This is a genomic window from Streptomyces sp. NPDC107765 (assembly GCF_055657085.1).
This window is the reverse complement of the sequence record NZ_JBVKBL010000002.1, coordinates 623,729-647,618: the sequence shown is the minus strand read 5'-3', so window position 1 is coordinate 647,618 and position 23,890 is coordinate 623,729. Positions and strand designations below refer to the sequence as shown.

The 23,890-nt window shown below is 72.6% G+C and carries 19 protein-coding genes, 1 pseudogene and 1 riboswitch; of the genes and pseudogenes, 11 read left to right on the top strand and 9 right to left on the bottom strand.

The genetic code is table 11. The features are described 5' to 3' along the window. The first annotated feature begins 4 nt into the window (after positions 1–4). Together ACZ7MX_RS07370 and ACZ7MX_RS07365 are read left to right on the top strand one after the other, a co-directional pair. Positions 5–604 carry a Uma2 family endonuclease gene (locus ACZ7MX_RS07370; protein ID WP_472130151.1) on the top strand — a complete coding sequence of 200 codons (600 nt, stop codon included), beginning with the start codon at positions 5–7 and terminating at the stop codon, positions 602–604. A gap of 94 nt (positions 605–698) precedes the next feature. Then, entirely contained in the window at positions 699–1,604 is a 906-nt protein-coding gene (locus ACZ7MX_RS07365; RefSeq protein ID WP_472130149.1) for a 2-hydroxy-3-oxopropionate reductase, read from the top strand. Between the two features lie 27 nt (positions 1,605–1,631). Here the strand turns inward: ACZ7MX_RS07365 and ACZ7MX_RS07360 are convergent, their stop codons facing one another. Further along, positions 1,632–2,126 (bottom strand): SRPBCC family protein, encoded by a 495-nt coding sequence (locus ACZ7MX_RS07360; RefSeq protein WP_472130147.1) that lies wholly within the window; start codon positions 2,124–2,126, stop codon positions 1,632–1,634. 180 nt (positions 2,127–2,306) lie between these two features. Between ACZ7MX_RS07360 and ACZ7MX_RS07355 the strand changes: the two are divergent. After that, positions 2,307–3,098, top strand: a pseudogene (locus ACZ7MX_RS07355) (class II aldolase/adducin family protein); the annotation flags it as partial. A gap of 116 nt (positions 3,099–3,214) precedes the next feature. On the opposite strand, the gene ACZ7MX_RS07350 reads toward ACZ7MX_RS07355, so the two are convergent. After that, the gene (locus ACZ7MX_RS07350; RefSeq protein WP_472130145.1) at positions 3,215–3,973 is read right to left on the bottom strand and encodes a bestrophin-like domain; all 759 of its coding nucleotides are present in this window, start codon (positions 3,971–3,973) and stop codon (positions 3,215–3,217) included. A 9-nt stretch (positions 3,974–3,982) separates the two neighbouring features. Next, on the bottom strand, positions 3,983–4,645 hold the full coding sequence (locus ACZ7MX_RS07345; protein ID WP_472130143.1) for a hypothetical protein: 663 nt from the start codon (positions 4,643–4,645) through the stop codon (positions 3,983–3,985). A gap of 661 nt (positions 4,646–5,306) precedes the next feature. On the opposite strand from ACZ7MX_RS07345, the gene ACZ7MX_RS07340 reads away from it, so the two are divergent. Together ACZ7MX_RS07340 and ACZ7MX_RS07335 are read left to right on the top strand one after the other, a co-directional pair. Further along, positions 5,307–6,584, top strand: coding sequence for a hypothetical protein (locus ACZ7MX_RS07340; RefSeq protein ID WP_472130610.1), 1,278 nt, complete (start codon positions 5,307–5,309; stop codon positions 6,582–6,584). Positions 6,585–7,006: 422 nt separating this feature from the next. Continuing rightward, a complete protein-coding gene (locus tag ACZ7MX_RS07335; protein ID WP_472130141.1) occupies positions 7,007–7,552 on the top strand; it encodes a TQO small subunit DoxD in 546 nt (181 codons plus the stop codon). A 23-nt stretch (positions 7,553–7,575) separates the two neighbouring features. Here the strand turns inward: ACZ7MX_RS07335 and ACZ7MX_RS07330 are convergent, their stop codons facing one another. Then, positions 7,576–7,809, bottom strand: coding sequence for a hypothetical protein (locus tag ACZ7MX_RS07330; RefSeq protein ID WP_472130139.1), 234 nt, complete (start codon positions 7,807–7,809; stop codon positions 7,576–7,578). Next, entirely contained in the window at positions 7,806–9,377 is a 1,572-nt protein-coding gene (locus tag ACZ7MX_RS07325) for a PspC domain-containing protein (protein WP_472130138.1), read from the bottom strand. Before ACZ7MX_RS07325 ends, ACZ7MX_RS07330 begins: the two co-directional genes overlap by 4 nt. A gap of 249 nt (positions 9,378–9,626) precedes the next feature. On the opposite strand from ACZ7MX_RS07325, the gene ACZ7MX_RS07320 reads away from it, so the two are divergent. The 4 genes from ACZ7MX_RS07320 to ACZ7MX_RS07305 all read left to right on the top strand — a co-directional run bounded on the left by ACZ7MX_RS07320 (position 9,627) and on the right by ACZ7MX_RS07305 (position 14,939). Continuing rightward, positions 9,627–11,405: a serine/threonine-protein kinase gene (locus ACZ7MX_RS07320; RefSeq protein ID WP_472130136.1), complete on the top strand. Its 1,779-nt coding sequence runs from the start codon at positions 9,627–9,629 to the stop codon at positions 11,403–11,405. Positions 11,406–11,491: 86 nt separating this feature from the next. Then, the gene (locus tag ACZ7MX_RS07315) at positions 11,492–12,787 is read left to right on the top strand and encodes a PspC domain-containing protein (protein WP_472130134.1); all 1,296 of its coding nucleotides are present in this window, start codon (positions 11,492–11,494) and stop codon (positions 12,785–12,787) included. 53 nt (positions 12,788–12,840) lie between these two features. Then, the gene (locus ACZ7MX_RS07310) at positions 12,841–13,554 is read left to right on the top strand and encodes a LuxR C-terminal-related transcriptional regulator (RefSeq protein WP_472130132.1); all 714 of its coding nucleotides are present in this window, start codon (positions 12,841–12,843) and stop codon (positions 13,552–13,554) included. 260 nt (positions 13,555–13,814) lie between these two features. Further along, the gene (locus ACZ7MX_RS07305; protein ID WP_472130130.1) at positions 13,815–14,939 is read left to right on the top strand and encodes an alpha/beta hydrolase; all 1,125 of its coding nucleotides are present in this window, start codon (positions 13,815–13,817) and stop codon (positions 14,937–14,939) included. A gap of 87 nt (positions 14,940–15,026) precedes the next feature. Here the strand turns inward: ACZ7MX_RS07305 and ACZ7MX_RS07300 are convergent, their stop codons facing one another. Next, a complete protein-coding gene (locus ACZ7MX_RS07300; RefSeq protein ID WP_472130128.1) occupies positions 15,027–16,175 on the bottom strand; it encodes a C40 family peptidase in 1,149 nt (382 codons plus the stop codon). A 231-nt stretch (positions 16,176–16,406) separates the two neighbouring features. Here ACZ7MX_RS07300 and ACZ7MX_RS07295 point away from each other — a divergent pair, with 231 nt between their 5' ends. After that, entirely contained in the window at positions 16,407–16,760 is a 354-nt protein-coding gene (locus ACZ7MX_RS07295) for a hypothetical protein (protein ID WP_472130126.1), read from the top strand. 142 nt (positions 16,761–16,902) lie between these two features. Here ACZ7MX_RS07295 and ACZ7MX_RS07290 read toward each other — a convergent pair whose 3' ends face one another. Beyond that, positions 16,903–18,045 carry a C40 family peptidase gene (locus ACZ7MX_RS07290; protein WP_472130125.1) on the bottom strand — a complete coding sequence of 381 codons (1,143 nt, stop codon included), beginning with the start codon at positions 18,043–18,045 and terminating at the stop codon, positions 16,903–16,905. A 7-nt stretch (positions 18,046–18,052) separates the two neighbouring features. Next, a riboswitch (cyclic di-AMP (ydaO/yuaA leader) is annotated at positions 18,053–18,222 on the bottom strand. Between the two features lie 282 nt (positions 18,223–18,504). Here ACZ7MX_RS07290 and pcrA point away from each other — a divergent pair. Beyond that, positions 18,505–20,979, top strand: a complete 2,475-nt coding sequence (gene pcrA / locus ACZ7MX_RS07285; protein WP_472130123.1) for a DNA helicase PcrA — start codon at positions 18,505–18,507, stop codon at positions 20,977–20,979. A gap of 74 nt (positions 20,980–21,053) precedes the next feature. Here pcrA and ACZ7MX_RS07280 read toward each other — a convergent pair whose 3' ends face one another. Continuing rightward, complete coding sequence (locus ACZ7MX_RS07280) at positions 21,054–22,808, bottom strand: M23 family metallopeptidase (protein ID WP_472130121.1); 1,755 nt, start codon at positions 22,806–22,808, stop codon at positions 21,054–21,056. A 191-nt stretch (positions 22,809–22,999) separates the two neighbouring features. Next, positions 23,000–23,821 carry an esterase/lipase family protein gene (locus ACZ7MX_RS07275; protein WP_472130608.1) on the bottom strand — a complete coding sequence of 274 codons (822 nt, stop codon included), beginning with the start codon at positions 23,819–23,821 and terminating at the stop codon, positions 23,000–23,002. Positions 23,822–23,890: the final 69 nt, after the last annotated feature.

The window sequence follows — 23,890 nt, the reverse complement described above, 5'->3', positions numbered from 1 at the left end:
AATCATGAGCGCCGCACCCGAGTTCGAGCTGGACGAGCAGTACAACTACCCCGTCCCGCCGCCGGGCGGCTGGACCGCGGACGACCTCGACCGGCTTCCGGACCTTCCTCCGCATACGGAGCTGATCGACGGGAGTCTTGTCTTCGTGAGTCCGCAGACCACATTCCACATGCGAACCATGCGCCTGCTGGAGAACATGCTCCTGGATCAGGCGCCGGATGACCTGGACGTCTTCCGGGAGTTCTGCATCCGGCTGGACAAGCGAAACAGGCCCGAGCCCGACGTGCTGGTGGTTCCGCTCGGCGTGGACACCGGCCCGAAGGACACCTGGCTCCGGCCGGAAGACGTCATCCTGGCAATCGAGGTCGTTTCGGAAGACTCCGAGGCCCGCGACCGGGACGTCAAACCCCGCAAGTACGCGGCCGCCGGCGTCCCTCACTTCTGGCGGGTCGAGAAGAGCAACGGGCTCCCGGTCGTCTACGTCTACGAGCTGGACCCGGCGACCGGTGCGTACACGCCCACCGGCATCTACCACGACCGCATCAAGGTTCCGGTGCCCTTCCCCATCGACATCGATCTCACCGCGCTCAACAAGCGGCGCTGAGCGGCAGCGGTTGACGGCATGCGGCCCACGACGGAGGATTGCTTTCGTATTGCGGCAGTCTGAATCCGCTATATGGAAGTAAGTGGGCGCAGCTATGAGCACCAGCACGATCGCTTTCCTCGGCCTCGGCATCATGGGCAGCCCCATGGCGGTGAACCTCGCCAAGGCCGGCCACACCGTCGTCGGCTGGAACCGCAGCGCCGGCCGGGCGGACGCGCTGGTCGCGGCGGGCGGCAAGGAGGCCGGATCGATCGCCGAAGCGGTCCGGGACGCGGACGTCGTCGTCACCATGGTCCCGGCGTCCCCGCAGGTCGAAGCCGTCGCCTACGGGCCCGACGGCATCCTGGAGAACGCCCGTCCGGGGACCCTCTTCATCGACCATTCCTCGATCACCCCGCAGACCTCCGTCGACCTGGCGAAGGCCGCCGCCGACAAGGGCATCCGGGTGCTGGACGCTCCCGTCTCGGGTGGTGAGGCGGGCGCTGTCGAGGGCGTGCTGTCGATCATGGTGGGCGGTGCGCGGGCCGACTTCGACGCCGCTCGGCCGGTCTTCGACGCGGTCGGCGCGACCGTCGTCCACTGCGGACCGCACGGCGCGGGCCAGACCGTCAAGGCCGCCAACCAGCTGATCGTCGCGGTCAATCTGCAGGCCCTGGCCGAGGCCGTGGTCTTCCTGGAGAAGTCCGGGGTCGACCTGGCGGCCGCGCTGGAGGTCCTGGGCGGCGGCCTGGCCGGTTCCACCGTCCTGGCCCGCAAGAAGGACGGGATCCTCGCCCGCGACTTCACCCCCGGCTTCAAGCTGGAACTGCACCACAAGGACATGGGCATCGTCACCGACGCGGCCCGCACCGTCGGCGCCACGCTGCCGGCCGGTGCCGTAGCGGCCCAGCTGATCGCCTCCGCGGTGGCGCGCGGCGACGGCGCCCTGGACCACTCCGCGCTGCTCCGCGGCGTCGAGCTGCTGAGCGGCTACGGGCGGGAGCAGGGGCATCACGCGTAACCCGCCCCATCCGGTCATCGGCGGCGGTCAGCTGCTTCCGTCCGCCCGTACGGCCGCTGCCAGCCGCTCCAGCGTCGTGGTCATGGCCGGGCCCATCCGCCGGGGAAAGCCGGGGAGTTCGACCACCAGGCGGGGGAAGCGGGCGCGGGACCAGTCGTAGGTGTGCGTGACCCGGGTGGCGGGTCCGTCCGCCGCACCGTCCAGGGGTGTCAGGGCGTAGCGCCAGCGCTGGCCGCCGACGAGCCGGCGGCCGCGCAGCTCGCCCCAGGTCTCCCAGGCGATCAGCCGGTCCGGCTCGTACTCCACCACGACGTTCACCGACCGGTACGGGATCGGGCCCTGGGCCATCCCCATGGTGAAGCGGTCGCCCGGGCCGAGCGGCGACGGGCCCTCGGGGCGGCCGCGCAGCGTCCCGGAGCCGTCCAGCGCGGCGTGCCGGGCCGGGTCCCGGAGGAGGGCGAAGAGCCGCTCCGGTGCCGCGTCGATGTCCTTGCTGACCGACAGCGTCCTGTGGGCCGTCATCGTCCACCCCCTGTACCGACGCCGTCCGGCGACCGTCGCCGGCACCCGTCCGGTGCCTCACGTCGTGCGCCCATCATGCCGGTGGGCACCGTCCGGGCACGTCGCGGGGCTGGTTACCTGGGGTAGCGGAGGGTAGTTTCCGCAGCGAGCCGCACGAGCCAGGTACATGCCAGAAGGAGAACGGCGATGCCCGAACCGACGCCGATACCCACCGACGAGCTGCAGTTCGCCATGCCGCCGACACACCGGACCGTCGAGGACGAGCGACGCCACCGCAAGGAGCGTCTGGTCGCGGCGCTGCGCCTCTTCGGGCGCTTCGGCTTCGAGGAGGGCGTGGCCGGGCACATCACCGCGCGCGACCCGGAGTTCCCCGACTGCTTCTGGGTGAACCCCTTCGGGATGTCCTTCAAGCACATCACCGTCAGCGATCTGATCCTGGTGAACGCCGAGGGCAAGGTCGTCGAGGGCCGCTACCACGTCAACCAGGCGGCGTTCGCGATCCATTCGCAGGTCCACCAGGCCCGCCCGGACGTCGTCGCGGCCGCCCACAGCCACTCCACCTACGGACGGGCGCTGTCGTCCCTCGGCGAGCTGCTGGAGCCGATCACCCAGGACGTCTGCGCGTTCTACGAGGACCACGCCCTCTTCGACGACTACACGGGCGTCGTGGTGGACGAGGAGGAGGGCCGCCGGATCGCGGCCGCCCTCGGGCCGCACAAGGCGGTGATCCTGCGCAACCACGGGCTGCTGACGGTCGGCGACTCGGTGGACGCGGCGGCGTGGTGGTTCATCACGATGGAACGCTCCTGCCAGGTCCAGCTGACCGCGAAGGCCGCCGGCAAGCCGGTCCTGATCGACCACCACAACGCCGTCCACACCCGCGAGCAGCTGGGCAACGACCTGGTCGCATGGATCAACTACCAGCCGCTGTACCAGCAGATCACGCGCAGCGAGCCGGACCTCTTCGACTAGGAGCCCGACGCGTGAGTGTCCCCCGGACTTCGCCCGGGGGACACTGCGAGCAGCACTTACGCCGTACGGTCAGCCACAGGGCTGGGGGCGCAGTACGAGGCGTGGCACAGGCGCGGTCAAAGGTGCGGGAAGAGGTCCCGGAACGGGTCCGCGCTGGCGGAGATGCCGCGGCTGAACGGCGAGTCGAAGTCCCAGACCAGGAACAGCAGGAAGGCGATCAGCGCGCTGAAGAGGCCGGCCATCAGCATCTCCCGGCCCGACCGCCGGATCTGCAGGGTGAACATGATGCCCACGGAGATCGCACCGCCGGTGATCAGCCCGAACCACACCACCCCCGGAAGCGTCGAATCGGCCGCGTCCGCCCGGGCGTTGCGGGCCCCGTCGGCCACCGAGATCTGGTCGACCAGGGGCTGGTAGGACTGCCCTTCGAAGTCGTTGCGCGGGTGGTAGTCGGTCACGTCGGCACGGACCTTCGTCAGCAGTTCCGTGCCCCGCACGGTGAGTTGGCCCTGGTCGGACATGACCGGCCACTCCTTGTGGACCACGTAGGAGACGTAGGCGTCCACGTCCGAGCGGATCCGGTCCCGTACCGGCGCGGGATAGGCCCGGGCCCGCGCGCTGACCTCGTGCAGCGCCTGCGCCTCGGCCCGTACGGTGTCCTCGGCCGCGCTCCGGGCCTCCCAGACGCCGGCGATGGCCAGGCCCAGCACGATCGCGTAGACCACCCCCACCATCATCGTCAGGTACTCGATCACATCGGGTGTTTCGGACGGGTCGTGGTCGTCGGCGATCCGGCGTTCCTTGAGGACCGTGATGATCAGGACGACGCCGCAGACCGCGGCCATGGCGATGCCCAGCACCAGCCATTGCGACATGGGGACCTCCTACGAGGAACGGCGCCCGGCGGAACCGGACGAGGAGCTCGAACGGGGACGGAGGGCGGCGCCGGCCAGCACGGCCGGGGCGGTGATCAGGAGGGTCGTGGTCACGACCGAGCGCCCGGCGTGCGCCTTGTGGTACGTCCGGGCGTAGTTGCGGGGCAGCACGGGCGCGGGCGAGGCGGGGCGGCGGGGCTCCGGCCGGGGTGAGGGCGGCGGGTCAGGGGCGTGCGTACGGGGGGCCGGTGAGGGGGGAGGGGATGGTGGTGCCGGTGGTGGTGTGGGTGGCGGGGGCGGTGGTGGGGGCGGGGGTGTCGGGGGTGGCGTCGGTCGGGGTGCGGGGGGTGGCGGGGCGGGCTTGGGGTGGTGCGGGCGCGGCGCCGGCGGGCGGGACGGAGCGGGCGGGCGCGTGGCCTTGGTGCAGGGGAAGTGCCAGCCGTGGGGCATGGGGAAGCCGGTCGGTACGTCCACGGGCGGTGCGGTCCCGGCGTAGGCGCAGTTGTCGCCGGCGGCCGGGCGGCCGTACCCGCCCTCGTACCGACTCTCGTACCGACTCTCGTGCCGGCCTTCATATCGGCCCTCGTGCCGGCCCTGGACGGCCAACCGCCCGCCGGCCGCGGCCGGTTCGCCGGCGCTCACCGGGGCCGCGGCGGCGAACAGCGCCACCATCCCCGTCAGCAGGACGGCGGCCGCGGCGGCCAGGCAACCCGCCTGCCTGGCCCTGGGGCGGTCCGGTCCGTGTCGTGGTGCGTGGTGTCGGTGGGGTGGTGCAGTTTCGTGTATTTGGCACACGGCGAGAGCTTGCGCAGCGGGCGAACGACTCAGCCGTCACCGTGCCCCGGTTCGCCCGAATAGGGGAAGTGTCGGCTTTCCGCGGTCGCCCGCCGAGCGGATGTGCGGAAGGCGGGGCGGGGGCCGGGCCGGGGAGGGGAGGGGGAGCGGGGGAAGAAGGGGCGTGGTGCGGGGCGGGAGCGGCTTGTGGTGCGGGCCGGGGGAGGGGAGGTCCGTCGTACGAGCTGGGGAAGGCCGTGTGGCGACGAGGCGGTGGCGAGGTGGTGGCAGGGTGGTGGGCGAGGTGGCGGCGAGGTCTGCGTGCCCTGGTGGGCCGGGCCGCGACGGCGGGGCGACGTGCCGAAGCCACGTCTACGTACCGAGCCCCACGTCTACGTACCGATGCCGCGTCAACCTGCCGATGCCGCTACCACTCGCCACCAACTGGACGTTTGCTGTCCGCCGGCCCGTGTACGGCACAATTCTCCTCCACACACGATGAGTTGATGGCAGCGGTGGCGGGACGGTAACGGACGTGTCGGTTGATACGGCGGGCAGCATGGCCGGAACGGGCGAGCCGGAGGGCGGCGCGGAGCATGCCGATGGTGACGAGTGCCGGTGTGGACGGTGCCCGCACGGCGCCCGGGCGGGCCACCGGCAGGCGGTCGCCGCGTTCGTCGCACTGCGCGAGGACTTCGCCGCCGGGCGCGGCGTCCCGGCCGGGCTCGCGCGCTCGGCCGGCGCCGCCCGGCAGTGGGTCTCCGACGAACTGACCCTGTCGGCACGCGAACTGGCCAGGCGCGGGGCCGCCGAGGGCGTCGCCTGGCTGACCGCCGTACGGTGGCGCACCCTGCTGGTGGTCTGGGGCGCGGTGGTGGCCCTGCTGGTCGGCGAGGCGCTGACCGCGATCGGCACCGGCTGGACGGCGTTCCGTACGGCGGCGCTGCTCGTGGCCGTCCTGCTGGCGCTGGGGCTGACGGCGGCGGCCTGGCTGCACCGGTCGCACGGCGGGGCGCTGGCGCCGCTGATCGGGGAGGACGGCCGGCTGTCCACCTCGCGGACCGTGGCCGCGGCCTGGGCGGCGGTCGTGCTGTACGCCGTGCTGATCATGGCCGTCCGGCTGGCGTTCGTGACCGCCCCCGACGAGCGGCACCACCTGCTCGACGGCCTGGCACTCGCCCACTCCGGCACGGCGCTGGGGCTCCTCGGCCTCGTCTGCGGGGTGGCGGTGCTGGCGTACGGGCTGGTGGCCGTGCGGGTACGGACCGGGTGGCTGCAGAAGGTGCCCGCGGAGCGGCCGCGGGGCGCCGACCTGCTGACCGACGATGCCGGCCGCGGCAGCTTCCTGGACGTCCAGTACGTCCTTGTCAACGCCGCGGTGCTGGCGTTCGCCCTGGTCCGGCTGGCCGGGCAGCCGGGTCAACTGCCGCGGCTTCCCTGGGGTTTGGTGGCCCTGGCGGGCGTCTCCGGGACGGCGTACCTCGCCGGGAAGCTGGTGACGGGCGGGCGTCCGGTGATCCTCTCGGTGGTCCGCGCCCGCGAACTGGGTGATCTCGCGGCGCCGGTCCGCACCGGCGACGACATCGAGATCCGCGGCGCCGGTTTCGTCCCCCCGGGAGCCACCACGCCCGACCGGCTGGCTCGCACCGTCGTACGGATCGGCGCGGTCCACGTCCCCGTGCCGCTGGTTCCGGTGGCCGGCGGCTTCGCCAACCCCACGGATGGCGTGCTCACGGTCCCGGTCCCGGTCGACGTCGAACCCGGCCGGGTGGAGGTCCGGGTCATCACGGCGGCAGGAGTCGAGACGGCGGCCTTTCCGATCGACGTGGCCGACTGAGCGATCGAGGCGGGGGCGGGGGCTACGTGAGTTCCTGGCCGAGGGGCGGGGGGCCTGGCCGATCGATGTGGGGACTCAGCGCGCGGGGCTGTCGAGTGGTGCCGGGCGGGGGTGCGTGGGTGTGCCGGGCTGCGGGCTCGTCTTCCGGGGGAGGGGACGGCGGCGGGATTGGTCTCCCGCCCGCCAGGGAGGGGACGGGCAGCGGGTTCGTCTCCCGCTCGGGAGGGACGGCGTCGGTTCTGGTCTCCCGATCGGGCGTGGTTTCTCTCCGGATCCAGCGCCCGGGTGACGATTCTGTGTGCGGCAGTCGCCGGAAGTGCAGCGGTCCGTTGAACCTCTTGCGCAGGTGCGTACGTACCTCCCTCTGAGGCGCGGGTGCGGGCACAATCGGCGCTCCCGGTGGCAACGGAGAGGCGGACGTCATGGTTCACGCGAATCGCACGATCGGTGCCGACTTGGCGGGCTCGGGCACCGACAGCCCTGCCGCCGGACTGCGTGGACCACTGGCGCGCCACGCGTTGCTCCCGCTGCGCCTCTTCCTGGGCGTCACCTTTCTCTACGCGGGGATCGACAAACTGACCGACCGGGCCTTCCTGGCGGCCGGCGGGTCCGGTTCGCTCGGGGAGATGCTGCGGCAGGTCCATGACGTGGCGGCGCTGCCGCAACTCGTCGATCTGGCAGAGAAGAGCCCGGTGGGCTTCGGTTACGCCATCGCCGCCGGTGAGCTGGCGGTCGGCCTGGGGACGCTGGTCGGACTGCTGGGCCGGCTCGCGGCGTTGGGCGGCGCGCTGATCTCGCTGACGCTGTGGCTCACCGTGAGCTGGGCGACCACGCCGTACTACTACGGCAACGACCTCGCCTACCTGATGGCCTGGCTGCCGCTCGTGCTGGCCGGCACGCCGCGCTTCTCCCTCGACGCGGCCCTCGCCAACCGCCGCAAACGACACGGTGCGCAGCTGTTCGGCTAGGGGCACCCTTGGGGCCCCGGGAGTCATGGGTGCGGTGTCGTGGGTGCCTCCTCGGTGCGGTCGGCGTGGTGGCGGCGGACCGTGGCCCACACGGCGGCGGTGATGCCGGAGAGGAGGAGGCCGGCGGGGAGCGCCAGGAGCAGCCAGGGGCCGGGCGCATCCCAGACGCCGAGGGCGTCGAGGCCGTAGCCCGTGCCGAGGGTGAGGGCGGTGACGCCGGAGATCAGCCGGGCCGGTTCGAAGGGGTGGCGCTTCACTGGGAGGCTCCCTGGCGGGTCGGGACGGCCGGTGCCGCGGCCGGTCGCGGGGCGGCGGGCGCCGTGGGCGTGGTGGCCGGCGGGACGGGCGCCGACGAGACGTACGTTGACGGCGTCGGCGTCGGGGTTGGCGTCGGGATCGGGGTTGGCGTCGGGGCCACGGCCGGCGCCGGGGTGGCGCGTTGGATGTCGACCTGGCCGGCGCCGACGCTGAGGTCCAGGTCGAGCGCCCCGTGCGGCTTCTCGCCCTTCTTCAGGCCCTCGGCGGGCAGCGTGATCGTCTTGTCCTGCCCGCCCGTCAGCAGCTCCACGTGGTCGGCCGCTTCGCCGGGCAGCTGGATGTCGCCCAGGCCGACCGATATGTGCAGACGGGTGGTGACGCCCGGCGGCAGGGTCACCTGGAGGCGGCCGGCGCCCACCTCGGCGCTGGTGTGGACCGTACGGCCGCCCTTGAGGGACAACCCGCCGAGGTCCAACTCGCCCGAGCCGGAGCCGAGTGCGTAGTGCGGCTGCACGGCGGCGACGGTGGTCGGGGCCCAGCTGCGGTCCTGCCAGTCGGCCGTGAAGGTGCGCGGCAGCACCGTCACGCCGGCCAGCGTCAGGGCCGTCAGCACCATCAGGAAGACCGTGCCGCCGCCGGTCCGCCCGAACCAGGCGCTGAGGACCAGCCCCAGGCCGAAGACGACCAGCGCGGCGGCCAGGCCCGCCTGGACGGACGGTACGAAGGTGTGGTGCCGGGCGACGGCGAGGGCGGTGCCGGCGCCGCCGAACAGGGCGAGCAGGAAGGTCCGGCCGCCTATCGGGCGGCCGGGGCGCCGGATTCTGCGCGGGCTGCGGGCAGGGTGGGCGCCGCCCGCCGGCACATGCGGTCCCGGCGGCCGGCCGGCGCCGGACCAGGCGCCCTGACCGGAAGCGGTGGCCGCGCCTGCGCCATGGGTGAAGCGGTAGGTGAGGTCCAGGGGGAGCGGGGTGGTCTCCGGGCCCCACAGGTAGCCCCCGCCGCCCGCGTCCCGCGAGCGCGGATCGCGCCACCAGGAGGGACTGGCGGGCACCGGCGGCGCCTTGGTCTCCGGTGGGGCGTCGGCGACCGCCTGGGCCGTGGCGGCGTCCATCGACTCCGGGCCCTGGGCCACCGCCTGCCGGCGCCGCCGCGACCAGTACGCCGAACCGCCCACCGCCAGCAGCAGCATGATGGCGAACGACATCATGCTGCCCTTGGCGAGCGTGGTCAGGAACAGTCCGCAGCCGACCAGCGCGAAGAGCAGGGCGGTCAGCGCGGAACCCTCGACGCGGCCGGAGAGCAGCCTGCGGCCCTCGTTCTCCTCCTCACCGTCGAGGGGGATGGCCAGCCAGGCGAAGCCGTACAGGATCAGGCCCACGCCGCCGACGGAGAGCACGGCCAGCACGATCCGGAAGATGACCGGGTCCAGGTCCCACTGCCGGCCCAGCCCGCCGCACACCCCGGCAACGACCTTGTGCCGCCGGCTGCGGCGCAGCGGCGGATGCGGTGGGGTGGGGCCGGCGGGGTCGGACGGTGCCGGCTCCGCGACGGGGGCTGCTTCGTTCATGGGCCCATGGTGACAAGATCCACGCGGCCGCGGCATCCGTGAAAACCCTGGCAGATCCCTGAGATCCGTCGCCGGCATCCCCGAGACCTCTCAGGGCCGTGCGGAAATCCCCCGCCGGCGGGCATATGCCACGAGCTCCCGCCCGGACCGGCGGACACGAGCCGGCCTACGGTGGGCCGTGGGCTGACCGCCGGCGCCGGAGACTATGGTTGCGCCTCGGATACGTACGGGTTTCCGGAGGGGCGTGCGGTGACGGAGGCGGCGTCGGTGGACGAGGGGCGACTGGTCGCCGGGCGGTATCGCCTGGTTGAGCGGATAGGCCAGGGCGGTATGGGTACCGTCTGGCGGGCCCGGGACGAACTCCTCGGGCGTCAGGTCGCCGTCAAGCGCCTGCATGTGTCGCCACAGCTGGAGGCGGACGAACTGGCGACCCGCCATGAGCGCACCACCCGTGAGGCGCAGGCCGCGGCGCGCATCAACCACCCCAACGTCGTGGGCGTCCACGACGTCGTGGACGACGCCGGGCTGCCCTGCATCGTCATGGAGTACGTCCCGTCCACGACCCTCGGCGACGCCATCAAGGAGGCCGCGCGGACCGGTGGTTCGGTCAGCCCGCGCGAGGCCGCCCGGATCGGCCGCGGCATGATCGCGGCACTGCGGGCCGCGCACTCCGCCGGTGTGCTGCACCGCGACGTCAAGCCCGGCAATGTGCTCCTCGGCGCGGACGGCCGGGTCGTGCTCACCGACTTCGGCATCGCGGTCGCCTCGGGGACCTCCACCCTCACCAAGACCGGCGAGTTGGTCGGCTCCATCGACTACTTGGCGCCGGAACGCGTCAAGGGCGGCACCCCGGGCCCCGCCTCCGATCTGTGGGCGCTGGGCGCGACGCTCTATCAGGCGGTCGAGGGACGGCCCCCGTTCCGTAAGAACACCGCGGTCGAGACGGCCTACGCGATCGCCATGGATCCGCTCGACCCGCCGCGCAACGCCGGGCCGCTCACCCGGCTCGTCGAGGCGCTGCTCGCCAAGGAACCGGAGGACCGGCCGACCGCCGAGGTCGTCGAGCAGGCGCTGCGGGCCGCCGAGAGCGATGCGGAGACCGCACTGCTCGGCTGGCCGCCGCTCGCCCCCGGGTCGGCGGGCGAGGAACCGACCGCGCCGGACGAGCGCTCGGAGGCGACGACCCGCGCGGTGCCGCACCCGGGCGGCGTGCCGCCCCGCCCGGGCCGCGCGGGAGCAACCACCGGTACCGGGACGGCCCTGGCCGCCGACGGCGGCGTCACGGGCCGGGTGGCCCTCCCGGACGTCGGCCTCGGCGGCCGGCCGGGCGTACGGTCCGGCGCCCCCGCGTCCCGTAAGCGGCGGGGCGGCCGGGTGGTGGCCGTGAGCATCGCCGGGGCGCTGGTCGCCGGTGGCGGCGCCGGAGCGGCCTGGTACCTGACGCAGCGCGAGGAGCCCACCGCGGCCAACAAGGTGGCGGGCGACAAGGTGACGGGCGGCAAGGCGACGGGCGAGAAGGGGGTGCCCGTTCTGCCGGGCGGTCCGAGCAGCAGCATCGGACCGCCGCCGCCCCTCCCGGCCGGCTACCACAAGGCCACCGAATCCGCGGTGGGCGTCACCTTCCCGGTGCCCGACGGATGGCGGCGCCAGGTCAAGGACGGCGGCCGGCAGATCGTCTACGCCTCCGACGCCGAGCGTGCCCAGCTCACCGTCAGCGTCCTGGACTTCTCCTCGGCCGACCAGGTGCAGCACTTCAAGGACGTCGAGGTCGACTTCAGGAAGCTGTACCCGGTGTACACCCGGCTGCGCCTGCAGGACACGGTCTTCCAGGGCGACCCCGCGGCCATCTGGGAGTTCACGTTCGAGGGGCGGGCCCGCACGTTCCGCGGGATCGACCTGGGCTTCGGCCGCGAGGGCGGCAAGGAGTACGCGATCTACGTCACCGCGCCCGCGGCGAACTGGACGAAGTTCGAGAAGGTCTTCTCGGACGTGAAGGACGGCTTCCGCAAGATCGCGCCCAAGAGCTGACCCCTGACCGGCTCAGGGTTACCTCAGGGCCGGTTCAGGGTCGACCCTGATGCCCCGGCCGCCCGGCGCGTGTGACGATCGGGGACATGACCACCGCACCACCGCGCGCCGAGACGATCTACGCCCCGGCGCCGGACCCCGACGAGCCGCCCGTGCGCAAGCTCTACCGCAGCGCCGACGGGCGGCTGCTCGGCGGCGTCGCGCGTGGCCTCGCCGGGCACCTCGGCCTGCCGGTCTCCTGGGTGCGGATCGTCTTCGTGGCCCTCTTCATGGCCGACGGCATGGGCGCCCTGCTGTACGCCGCGTTCTGGTTCTTCGTCCCGCTGGGCTTCGGGGGCGTGGAGCACCGGCAGCCCGCCCCCGGCGACGGCAGGCGGCGGCTGGCCCGCCGGCCCGACCGCGGGCAGGTCTTCGCGTTGATCGCCCTGCTGATCGGCGCGGCCGTGGTCGCCTCCCGCTTCCAGCTCGGCCAGGCAAACGGCTACCTCTGGCCGGTGCTGCTGATCGGCGCCGGCGTCGCCCTGGTGTGGCGCCAGGCGGACAACTCCCGGCGTGCTCAATGGCTGGAGCTCGGCCGCCGCAAGGCGCTGCTGCCGGTGCTGCGCGGCGCGGCCGGGGTGCTGCTGGTCTGCGTCGGCGTGACCGGCATCGTGGTGCTCCAGGGCTCGGTCCGGCACCTCGGCTCGGTGCTGCAGGCCGCGCTCGCCGTCGTCGTCGGCATCGCCCTGCTGGCCGGCCCGTATCTGGTGCGGATGGCCCAGGACCTCTCCGAGGAGCGGCTGATGCGGATCCGCGCCCAGGAGCGCGCCGAGGTCGCCGCCCACGTCCACGACTCCGTGCTGCACACCCTCACCCTGATCCAGCGCAACGCCGACGACCCCCGTGAGGTGGCGCGGCTGGCCCGGGCCCAGGAACGCGAACTGCGCGCCTGGCTCTACAAGCCCGAGGGCCGCGGCAAGGAGGAGGACGAGGAGCCGGCCACGCTCGCGGAGGCGGTGCGCAAGGCCGCGGCCGAGGTGGAGGACCACCACGGCGTTCCGATCGAGGTCGTGGTCGTCGGCGACTGCCCGCTGGACGAGGCGCTGGGCGCCCAGATGCAGGCCGCGCGCGAGGCGATGGTCAATGCCGCCAAATACGGCGGCGAGGGCGGCGCGGTCCAGGTGTTCGCCGAGGTGGAGGGCTCCTCGGTCTTCGTCTCGGTGCGCGACCGCGGTCCCGGATTCGACCTGGATGCCGTCCCCGCCGACCGGATGGGCGTCCGCGAGTCGATCATCGGCCGCATGGAGCGCCACGGCGGCACCGCCCGGCTGCGCTCCGCCCCCGAGGGCGGCACGGTCGTCGAGCTGGAGATGGAGCGCACCGCGCAGGAGCCCGACGCATGACCGGGCCGGCACGGGATGATGACCGGGCAGACAACGAGGGAGGGACGGAAGACATGAGCAGCGAGGGCGTGCAGCAGGACGGCAACGGCGGCGCGGAGGACGGCGACCGCACCGTACGGGTGGTGTTGGTCGACGACCACCGGATGTTCCGTACGGGCGTCCAGGCCGAGATCGGCGAGACCGAGCGGACCCGCGTCGAGGTGGTCGGCGAGGCCGCCGACGTCGACCAGGCGATCACGGTCATCACCGCCACCCGCCCCGAGGTCGTCCTCCTGGACGTCCACCTCCCGGGGGGCGGCGGCGCCGAGGTGCTGCGCCGCAGCGCCACGATGATGGCCGACCCCGAGCACCCGGTCCGCTTCCTCGCCCTCTCGGTCTCCGACGCGGCCGAGGACGTCATCGGCGTCATCCGTGGCGGCGCCCGCGGCTACGTCACCAAGACGATCACCGGCACGGACCTGATCAGCGCGATCTTCCGGGTGGCGGACGGCGATGCGGTCTTCTCCCCGCGGCTGGCCGGCTTCGTCCTGGACGCCTTCGCCTCGACGGACGCCCCGCCGATCGACGAGGACCTGGACCGCCTCACCCAGCGCGAGCGCGAGGTGCTGCGGATGATCGCCCGCGGCTATGCGTACAAGGAGTGCGCCAAGCAGATGTTCATCTCCGTGAAGACGGTCGAGTCGCACGTCTCGGCGGTGCTGCGCAAGCTCCAGCTGTCCAACCGGAACGAGCTGACCCGCTGGGCCGCGGCCCGCCGCCTGGTCTGACGGACGAGGCGGCCCGGGAGACGGCAGGAAGGGCGGGCGGGCGGCGCAGGGACAGCGGGACGGAGGTCACACGGACCTCACCCGCACCACACGGGACGTGAAGGGGGGTGTGAAGAAGGGCGTAAAGAAGGACCAAAGACGGGCAACCAGGACCACGCGGTCGCCATCTAAGGGCGCGGAGAGGCTCACTGCCGAAGGCGGGGCCCGAACCACCCCACCCCACGTCCTTCGCGTCATGCGTTCCTGGAAGCGAGTTCCCGATGAGCCTGACGGGCACGCCCTTCTTCCTCACCTCGATCGCGCTGCTGGTCATCGCCGTTGTGCTGCCGCTCGCCATCTGGAGCCGGATAGCCGGGCCGCCGCTGCTGCGCGCTCTCGCGCGCCTGCTGATGCTGCTGTTCGCCCAGATCACCGCCATCACCGTGGTGTTCGTCCTGGTCAACAACGCGAACAACCTCTACGACACCTGGGGCGACCTGCTCGGCACCGACAGCCATGTCGCGGTCGCCAAGGACCTCGGACCGGACGGCATGGGCGGCCGGCAGATCAAGAACCAGCCCCGGCAGATCCAGCAGTTCCGCCCCGCCGACGACCCGAAGGTGGGCCCCGGCGTGCAGATGACCAACCTCAAGGGCCGCATCTCGGGCGTGGTCGGCGAGGTGTACGTCTGGCTGCCGCCGCAGTACAACGACCCCGCGTTCAAGGACAAGAAGTTCCCGGTCGTCGAGCTGCTGCCCGGGTACCCCGGGTCGGCGAAGGCCTGGTTCGGCGCACTGCACGTCGCGGAGCAGCTCGGCCCGAAGATGCAGCGCGGCGAGGTCAAGCCCGCCATCCTCGTGGCGCCGCGCACCACCCTCCTCACCGGCGCCGACACCGGCTGCGTCAACATCACCGGCAAGGTCAACGCGGACAGCTGGCTGACCGTCGACGTCCGCCAGATGATCGTCGACAACTTCCGGGCCGGCGCCCAGCCGCACTCCTGGGCCCTGGCGGGCTACTCGGCCGGTGCCCACTGCGCCGCCAAGCTGGCCCTGGCCCACCCGGACCGCTACCGCGCCGCGGTCGCCATGTCCGGTTACAACGACCCGGCGCTGGAGCCCGACTCGCTCGCCGGCAAGGACCCCCAGCTGCGCGTGCGGTCCAACCCGCTGCACATCCTGAAGGCCGCCAACGCGGCCGGCCACCCGCCGCGCACCGCCCTGTACGTGTCGGGCGCGGCCGGCGACGGCTATCAGGCGGGCATCGGCCTCCAGCAGCTCGCGAAGCGCCCGACGACGGTCACCGTGCACCAGATAGCGGCGAACGCCGGCGGCCACACCACGGTGGTGTGGCGCAACCAGGTGCCGGAGATCTTCCGCTGGCTGGGCCTGCAGCTGCGGGCCTGACCCGGCAGACCGGACCCCCGGCCACCGGCGCCAGCCGCATGGCCCGCACGCCGGCCGAGCAGCTCCCGCACGCCGGCCGCGTGGCTCCTACGCCGGCCGCGTGGCGCCCGCGAAGGGCATCTGGTCGATCGGCGCGATCCGCACCGGCGCGCCCGGGTGCGGCGCGTGGATCATCTTCCCGTCGCCGATGTAGAGCCCCACATGGCTGACGGCCGTGTAGAAGAACACCAGGTCCCCGGGCGCCAGTTGGGAGCGGTCGATGCGCGGGCCGGCGTTGATCTGGGTGTAGGTCGTGCGCGGGAGGGAGACCCCGCCCGACCGCCACGCGGCCTGGGTCAGCCCCGAGCAGTCGTACGCGGAGGGCCCGGTGGCGCCCCAGACGTACGGCTTGCCGAGTGCGGCGTAGGCGAACGCCACCGCCCGGGCGGCCCGCGCGTTGGGCGCCCGTTGCGCGGAGGCGGTGGCCGCGGCCGCCGAGCCGGTGGGGATCCCGCCGAGCAGACCGCCGTCCCGCCCGCCGTCCCCGCGGTCCGCCCGGCCGCCCGCCGTCCCGGCCCGGGAGCCGTCCCGGGCGGCCATCCGGCCCCGCTGCTCCGCCGTCAGCCGGGCCAGCAGCTGCTCCGCGGCGTCCAGTTTCCGGACGACGGTGACCCGGTGCTTCTTCAGCGTGGCCTCGTTCCGGGTCAGCCGTTCCGCGGTCTCCTCGGCCCGTTGCCGGACCTGCCGCACGCTGCCGAGCCGGCGCGCGTACCCGGCCACCGCGCTCGCCTGCTGGCTGCCCGTCCGCTCCAGCACCGCGGCGCCGTCCAGATAGCGCTGCGGATCGCCGGACAGCAGCAGCCGCACGGTCGGGTCCACGCCGCCGGAGCGGTACTGGGAGGCGGCCAGGGCGCCCAGCCCGGCCCGCGCGGTGTTCAGCTTCTGGGTCCGGCGGGCGGCCTCGTCCTGCAGTCTGCTCAGCTCCTCGCGTGCGGTCTCCGCGGCTTCCTGCGCGCCGTCGTACTTCTGTGTGGCCACCTCTGCCTCCTGGTACAGCGCATCGACCCGGCCCTTGACCTGGGCGGGGGTGGAGAGGTCCGCCGCCTGGCCGGTGCCGTCGAACGCGGTGGCGGTGGCGGCGCCGGCGAGGGCCAGCGTGGCGGCCGTACGGGCGGTGCGCGCGGTGCGCGAGCCGCCGGTGAGCGAGGCGAGCGGATGCTGCCTGGGCTTGCGGTGCGAGGCCACGGTGGCCGTCACTTCCTTCCCTTGCGGCGGGGCGGGAGTCGGCCGCCTGGAGGAGGACGCTAAGCCCGGGTGTCACGGAGGTGGGCTCACTTGCGCGGCATTGTCCGGTTTCGACCACTGCCCGAACGCGGCTGACCGGAGCGTCATCGCCCGGTCGCCGGGGCCGCTCCGCGCTGACCGAAGCGGCGAATGTGGACGCCCTGCCGGAAAGGGCGTGCTATGCGGCGGATACGATCCGACCCCATGGACGTCGTCATCAATATCTTCGTCGCACTGCACATCATCGGCATCGCCTCCCTGCTGGGCGGCTTCCTGACGCAGATGAAGGCGATGGGTGCGGGCACCGCCCGGTTCGTTCCGGCCATGCTGCACGGCGCGCTGACCATGCTGGTCACCGGCATCGTGCTGGTCGGCCTCAACCAGGCGCAGGGCCATCCGGTCAACAACATCAAGATCGGCATCAAGATGGCCGTCCTGGTGGTGATCCTGGCACTGGTCTACGTCAAGCGGGACGAGGAGCAGATCGACAAGGCGCTGTTCGGCGCGGTCGGCGGCCTCACGATGGCCAACATCTTCATCGCGGTCCTCTGGACCTGAGCACGCCGGCTGGTCCGGGGGCGCCGGCCGGACCTGCAGCACACCGCGCGGTCGTCGCACTCCGGGATCCGGAGGCGACGACCGCGCGGTGGCGTGTGGGGGGTGCCGTGGGGGGTGGACGGAGGGGCAGCGGGGCCGGGCGTCAGCCCAGGCGGACGCTCCCGTAGATCGGCATGTAGTAGATCGACTCCTCCCGGACGTTCGCGCCCGGGTGCGGCGCGTGGATCATCTTGCCGCCGCCTATGTACATGCCGACATGGCTGATGTCGTCGAAGAAGAAGACCAGGTCACCGGGTTGCAGGTCCTTGGTCGCCACCCGCTGGCCGACCTTGACCTGTTCCCAGGTCGTGCGCGGCAGATCGACCCCGGCCGCCTTCCACGCCGCCTGGGTCAGCCCCGAGCAGTCGTAGGAGGAGGGCCCGGTGGCGCCCCAGACGTACGGCTTCCCGATCTGGGCGCGGGCGAACGCGAGGGCCTTCTCGGCCTTGGTGGACTGCGAGCCCCCGGTGGAGCCGCCGGTGTCCCCGCCGGTCTGGCCACCGGTGGAGCCGCCGTCCTGCTGCCGCTGCCGCTCGCGCTCCTGCTGCTTGCGCGCCTCCTCCTCGGCCCGGCGCTTGGCCGCCGCCTCCTTCTGGCGCTCCAGTGCGGCCAGCCGCGCCTTCTCCTGGGCGGTCAGCCGGGACAGCAGCTGCCGGGCCTCGGCCAGCTTCTGCTGCACGGAGCGCTTGGACTCCTTCAGGGCGGCCTGCGAACTCTGCAGCTGATCCAGGCTGCGGGACGCCTCGGCCCGCTGCCGGGCGGCCGCCGCGGCCTGCTGCTGGTAGTCGCTGACGGCCTGCTGCTGCCGCCCGGTCAGCCGCTCCATCAGGTGGCTGCGGTCGAAGAACTGCTGCGGGTCCTTGGCGAGCATCAGCTGCGCGGTCGGGTTCATCCCGCCGGTGCGGTACTGCGCCGAGGCGAACGTCCCGAGCTCCCGCCGGGACGCGTTCATCTTCTCGGCCCGCTTGGCCGCGGCGTTGAGCAGTCCGTCCACGGTCTCGCGCTGGTGATCGGCGCGCTCCTTGGCGGCGTTGTACTTCTGGGTGGCCACCTCGGCCTGCCGGTAGAGGCCGTCGACCTTCTGCTTGACCTCTTCGATGGTGGGCCTGGGGGCCCTGGGGGCGGCGTCGGCGGTCTGCGAGAGCAGGGTGACCGAGGCGAGCGCTGCGGTGGTGAGCCCGGCCGCCGTACGGCGGCTCCCGGGCGAGGTGAGAACGCTGGTGCGCGGCTTGCGATGGGACGCCAAGGCCGGCAACTCCTTCCGTGGACCGCCTACCGGGTTAGCTGTCGGGTTCGGGCGGTGTCGCTGACGGAAGGCCGTGCCCTACGGTCCGTACGTCCGCTGGCGTCGGTCGGACGGATCGATTCACCCCGGTGTTGCTGGTGGGTCCCCGGCTCCGGGTGACCCGGGCGTGACCGGAGGGACACGTCGCGGGCAGGGCCGGACTCGGCGTGGGCGGCCCGTGCGGACGCTGTCGTCCGCGGGGAGGCGGGCTGCCCGAGCGAGGACGTTAGCCAACTCGTGTGGCTCCTGTGAAGGCTGATGTTCGATATGCCCGAAACCTTTTCGTGACCTGAGAGATATCGTTCCGCTTTCGGCCGTATCGTGCGGCCGCCGTCCGCACCGCGCGTTCTCCGGCCGTCCCGGCCACTTGTCCACAGTCCCCGGCACGCTGTCGGTGCGGCGGCCTAGACTCGGTGGGCGATGAGCAGCCTCTTTGACGACAGCTTCCTGGCGGACCTCGGCCACAAGGACGAGGAGCCCCCGCCGCCTCCCGAGGACGAGCACGGGCCGGTCCCCGAGGAGATCCCCGCCGACCTGTTCGGCGGGCGGTTCGACGCGCCCGTGCCCAGGGACGCGTACTACCGCGACGGCGCCGCCCGCCCGGCCCTCGACCCCGCCGCGCTGCTCGAGGGGCTCAACGACCAGCAGAAGGCCGCCGTGGTGCACACCGGCGGCCCGCTGCTGATCGTCGCCGGCGCCGGGTCCGGCAAGACCCGGGTGCTCACCCACCGCATCGCGCACCTGCTCGCCGAGCGGCACGTCCACCCCGGCCAGATACTCGCGATCACCTTCACGAACAAGGCCGCCGGCGAGATGAAGGAGCGCGTCGAGCAGCTGGTCGGCCCGCGCGCCAACGCCATGTGGGTCTCCACCTTCCACAGCGCCTGCGTGCGGATCCTGCGCCGCGAGTCCAAGAAGCTCGGCTTCACGTCCTCCTTCTCGATCTACGACGCCGCCGACTCCAAGCGCCTGATGGCCCTGGTCTGCCGCGATCTGGACCTCGACCCCAAGCGCTTCCCGCCCAAGTCCTTCAGCGCGAAGATCTCCAACCTCAAGAACGAGCTCATCGACGAGGAGACCTTCGCCGGGACGGCTGCCGACGGATTCGAGAAGACGCTGGCCGAGGCGTACGCGATGTACCAGGCGCGGCTGCGCGAGGCCAACGCCCTGGACTTCGACGACATCATCATGACGACGGTCAACCTCCTCCAGGCCTTCCCGGACGTCGCCGAGCACTACCGCCGCCGCTTCCGGCACGTCCTCGTCGACGAGTACCAGGACACCAACCACGCCCAGTACACCCTCGTCCGCGAGCTCGTGGGCACCGGCACCGCCGACATCCCCGCCGCCGAGCTGTGCGTCGTCGGTGACGCCGACCAGTCGATCTACGCCTTCCGCGGCGCCACGATCCGCAACATCCTCCAGTTCGAGGAGGACTACCCGGACGCGACCACGATCCTGCTGGAGCAGAACTACCGCTCCTCGCAGACGATCCTGTCCGCCGCCAACGCCGTCATCGAGCGCAACGAGAACCGCCGCCCCAAGAACCTCTGGACCGACGCCGGTGCCGGTGCCAAGATCAACGGCTATGTCGCCGACACCGAGCACGACGAGGCGCAGTTCGTCGCCGACGAGATCGACCGGCTGACCGACGCCGGCGACGCCAAGGCCGGCGACGTCGCCGTCTTCTACCGCACCAACGCCCAGTCCCGCGTCTTCGAGGAGATCCTCATCCGGGTCGGGCTGCCCTACAAGGTCGTCGGCGGAGTGCGCTTCTACGAGCGCAAGGAGGTCCGCGACGTCCTCGCGTACCTGCGCGTGCTCGCCAACCCCGAGGACAGCGTCCCGCTGCGCCGCATCCTGAACGTCCCCAAGCGCGGCATCGGCGAGCGCGCCGAGGCGATGATCGACGCCCTGTCGCTCCGCGAGAAGATCACCTTCCCGCAGGCCCTGCGCCGGGTCGACGAGGCGTACGGCATGGCGGCCCGCTCCGCCAACGCCGTCAAGCGCTTCAACGTCCTGATGGAGGAGCTGCGGACGATCGTGGAGTCCGGCGCCGGGCCCGCCACGATCCTGGAGGCCGTCCTGGAGCGCACGGGCTACCTCGCCGAACTCCAGGCGTCCACCGACCCGCAGGACGAGACCCGGATCGAGAACCTCCAGGAACTCGCCGCGGTCGCCCTGGAATTCGAGCAGGACCGCGGCGAGGCGAATCCGGGCACGCTCTCCGAGTTCCTCGAACAGGTCGCGCTGGTCGCCGACTCCGACCAGATCCCCGACGAGGACGAGGAAGGCAGCGGCGTGGTCACCCTCATGACGCTGCACACCGCCAAGGGCCTGGAATTCCCCGTGGTCTTCCTGACCGGCATGGAGGACGGCGTCTTCCCGCACATGCGCGCGCTGGGCCAGACCAAGGAGCTGGAGGAGGAGCGCCGGCTGGCGTACGTCGGCATCACCCGCGCCCGCGAGCGGCTGTACGTCACCCGCTCGACGATGCGCAGCGCCTGGGGCCAGCCCTCGTACAACCCGCCGTCGCGGTTCCTGGAGGAGATCCCGGACGACTACGTCGAGTGGAAGCGGACCGGCCCGGCGACGCCCTCCGCGTCGATGGGCGGGCTGTCGTCCCGGGGCGGCGGCGGTGGCGGCTTCGGCGGGGGCATCGGCTCCGCGCTGTCCTCCCGCGCCAAGGGGCCGAGCGGATTCGCCACCCGGCGGACCAGCGACCGCCAGGTGGTCTCGCTGGCCGTCGGCGACCGCGTCACGCACGACAGCTTCGGGCTGGGCACGGTCGTCGCCGTCAAGGGCAGCGGGGACAACGCCGAGGCGACGATCGACTTCGGCGGCGAGAAGCCCAAGCGGCTGCTGCTGCGGTACGCACCGGTGGAGAAGCTCTGACGGAGTCCTGGAAGCCCTGACGGAGTGCTGCAGCGCCGGCGGTGGCCGGCGCTGCGGGAACGGTACGCCTGGCGTCAGTTGGGGTTCAGGCCGTGGCTGCGCAGCCACGGGATCGGGTCGACCGCCGCGCCGCCCCCGGGACGCACCTCGAAGTGCAGATGCGGCCCGGTGGAGTTGCCGGAGTTGCCCGAATAGGCAATCTGCTCACCGGCCTTGACCGAACCCGACCGGATCTTGGTGCTGCTCAGATGGCAGTACCAGGTCTCCGTGCCGTCCGGCGCGGTCACGATCGCCATGTTGCCGTAGGCGGAGTTCCACTGGGTCCGGACGGTGCCGTCGGTGGCGGACATGACCGGGGTGCCGTAGCTGACCGGGAAGTCGATTCCGGTGTGCACGGACATCCAGTTCACACCGGCCTGGCCGAAGAGCGCGCTGAGCCCGTGCTGGGTCACCGGCAGGACGAACTTCGGCCGCATCGCCTCCTTGCGGGCGGCCTCCTCCGCCTTCCGCTTGCGCTCCTGCGCCTGGCGTTCCTTGAGGTCGAGCCGTTCCTGGGTGCGGCTGGCCCGGTCGCGGAAGTCGTCGGCGCCCGCGCTGAGTCCGGCGAGCTGGGTGTCGAGCTTCTTGTTGGCCGCGGCCCGCTGGACGCCGCCCGGGTCGGGCGCGGTGGCCTGGGTGGTGGTGTCGTCCTTGTCGTTGCCGCCGAGACCGGCGACGGACGCGGCGGCCACCCCGCAGACGCCCATGGCGGCGACCGACGGCACGGCGACGGTCAGCAGTGCCGAACGCTTCGCCGGGCGGCGCCGGCCGCGGCCGCGGACCGGCTTCCCGGCGGCGGGCCCGGTGACCCGCCGGCCGGCCGGGGCGGGGGCCGGAGCGGTCAGCGGCATCGCCTGGGTCGGGGCCTCGGCCACGGCGGCGGCCTCTTGGCCCGGGGCCTCGTCGGTGGCGCCGGTGTCGTCGCGGTCGTCCCAGGCGGCGGAGTCGGCCGGGGGCGGGCCGGGCTGGGCGGGGATGCCGGTCATCAGCGGCTGGTCGGTGGTGGACCAGATCGCGGTGGCTTCGTAGCTCGCGGTGTCGAGCTGGTCCGGGCGCAGCGCGTCGACGCCGACGGTGTCGAAGGTGGCGGTCTCGAAGGACGCCATTTCGAAGGCTGCCGTATCGAAGGCCGCGGTCTCCTCGACCGCGGTGGCCTGCTGCCCGAGGGCGTCATAGCCGCCCGGCGTCCCGTACGTCCCGGCGGGCTCCTGCGTGCCCAGCGTCTCGTAGGCCCCGGTCGTCCCGTACGCCTCGTACGCGCCGGCGGCGTAACTGCCGGTGTCATAGCCGGTGGTGGGGTGGTTCCCGGTGTCGTACCCGCCGATGCCGTAGACCGTGGCGCCGTGGGCGTCGTAGCCGCTCGGGTCCTGCGCCGGGGTTTCGTAGGCGGTGTGCGCGTACGGGTCGTAGGCGCCGGTGTCCCACTGCGCCGTGGGGTAGCCGCCGGTGTCGTACGTGCCGGTGGCGTAGCCGTCGCCCGCCGTGGGGTACGTGCCCGTGCCGTAGTCGCCGGTGCCGTAGCTGCCCGTGCCGTAGGTGCTCATGTCGTAGGCGCCGGTGTCGTACGTCCCGCCGGGATAGCCGCCGGTGTCGTAACCGCCCGTGGCGTGGGCACCGGTGTCGTATGCGCCGGGCAGCGAGCCGAAGAGGGGGTCGCCGTCGCCGTATTCGGCACCGCCGGCCGGGGCATGCTGCTGTCCGTAGGACTCGTAGGCCGGATAGTGCGCATACGAGGCGTCGGAAGCGGAGCCGGTCGGAAGCGCGGCCTCCGATGGGTGACGGTCGTTCACCAACTTCTCTTTCGCCTCGGCAGCAGGAGAATTAGCGGCGACTGTACCCGGCGGTACACGACGGCGACAATCTTCCACGGGTTTTACGCTTCGCGAGACCGGGCATTTGGCCGCCTTTCGGCAGAGCCCATGCGAGTTCTTGGCGCCCCGTTCGATAGCCGTTCGATCGCCGGTCACGGAGCGGAGCGGCCTCAGGCCACGGATATGGCTCCGCCGGCTCCCTCTTCGGCTGCCGGACCCGCCGCGGCCAGTGCCTCCCGTATGCCGGCCGCGACGGTGCCGTTCACCGGGAGGGCGAGATGTCCGACACCGGCGACATGGACGTTGTGGGCGAGCAAATCCGGGTGATCGATTCTGGCCGCGGTGGCTGGAATCATCACCTGATCCGCCTCACTCCAGAAAGCGACAAATTGCGTCCGGCAATTCGGCGCCGGCCGCGACAACTCCGCTATCACCTCGGAATCGGGGCGCATCTGGCGGACGATCGGGTGCGCCGACATCAAGGGGGCTATGCGGGTGCCGGCGTGCGGGGTGCCGAGGGTGACGACCCTGCGGACCCGGGCGTCGCCGCCGAGCCGCTGGACGTAGTAGCGGGCGATCAGACCGCCCAGGCTGTGCCCGACGAGGTCCACCCGGCGGTGACCGGTCCGCACGCAGACGTCCGCCACGTGCCGGCCCAGCAACTCCGCCGCTTTCCGCAGGTCGCAGGTCAGCGGGGAGTAGTTGAGCGCCTCGACATGGCACCAGCCGTGGCGCAGCAGCGAACGGCGCAGCAGCACGAAGACCGAGCGGTTGTCGATGAAGCCGTGCAGCAGGAGGACGGGCGGATGCGCCCGGCCCTCGGTCGGGAGGAGCGGAGGGGCGTCCTCCGTCGAGCGGGACGGCCCCGGCACGGGACGTTCCCGGTGCATGCCGGTGGGATAGAGGAGCAGATGCCCGGCGAGGACCGCCAGGTCCACCAGCGTGGTGCGAAGACAGGGCAGGGTCTGCATGACCGACCTCCCGAACGGCATGCGGCAGGCGGCGCTGACCCCGATGCCCTCGTGGGAAGCCATGAGCGGCGGCGCACGGGCGCACTCGCC

Coding starts and splice junctions, on each gene's coding strand:
- ACZ7MX_RS07370 (WP_472130151.1), top strand. CDS start 5: ATGAGCGCCGCACCCGAGTTCGAGCTGGACGAGCAGTACAACTACCCC.
- ACZ7MX_RS07365 (WP_472130149.1), top strand. CDS start 699: ATGAGCACCAGCACGATCGCTTTCCTCGGCCTCGGCATCATGGGCAGC.
- ACZ7MX_RS07360 (WP_472130147.1), bottom strand. CDS start 2,126: ATGACGGCCCACAGGACGCTGTCGGTCAGCAAGGACATCGACGCGGCA.
- ACZ7MX_RS07350 (WP_472130145.1), bottom strand. CDS start 3,973: ATGTCGCAATGGCTGGTGCTGGGCATCGCCATGGCCGCGGTCTGCGGC.
- ACZ7MX_RS07345 (WP_472130143.1), bottom strand. CDS start 4,645: ATGGTGGCGCTGTTCGCCGCCGCGGCCCCGGTGAGCGCCGGCGAACCG.
- ACZ7MX_RS07340 (WP_472130610.1), top strand. CDS start 5,307: ATGGCCGGAACGGGCGAGCCGGAGGGCGGCGCGGAGCATGCCGATGGT.
- ACZ7MX_RS07335 (WP_472130141.1), top strand. CDS start 7,007: ATGGTTCACGCGAATCGCACGATCGGTGCCGACTTGGCGGGCTCGGGC.
- ACZ7MX_RS07325 (WP_472130138.1), bottom strand. CDS start 9,377: ATGAACGAAGCAGCCCCCGTCGCGGAGCCGGCACCGTCCGACCCCGCC.
- ACZ7MX_RS07315 (WP_472130134.1), top strand. CDS start 11,492: ATGACCACCGCACCACCGCGCGCCGAGACGATCTACGCCCCGGCGCCG.
- ACZ7MX_RS07310 (WP_472130132.1), top strand. CDS start 12,841: ATGAGCAGCGAGGGCGTGCAGCAGGACGGCAACGGCGGCGCGGAGGAC.
- ACZ7MX_RS07305 (WP_472130130.1), top strand. CDS start 13,815: ATGAGCCTGACGGGCACGCCCTTCTTCCTCACCTCGATCGCGCTGCTG.
- ACZ7MX_RS07295 (WP_472130126.1), top strand. CDS start 16,407: ATGGACGTCGTCATCAATATCTTCGTCGCACTGCACATCATCGGCATC.
- pcrA (WP_472130123.1), top strand. CDS start 18,505: ATGAGCAGCCTCTTTGACGACAGCTTCCTGGCGGACCTCGGCCACAAG.
- ACZ7MX_RS07275 (WP_472130608.1), bottom strand. CDS start 23,821: ATGCCGTTCGGGAGGTCGGTCATGCAGACCCTGCCCTGTCTTCGCACC.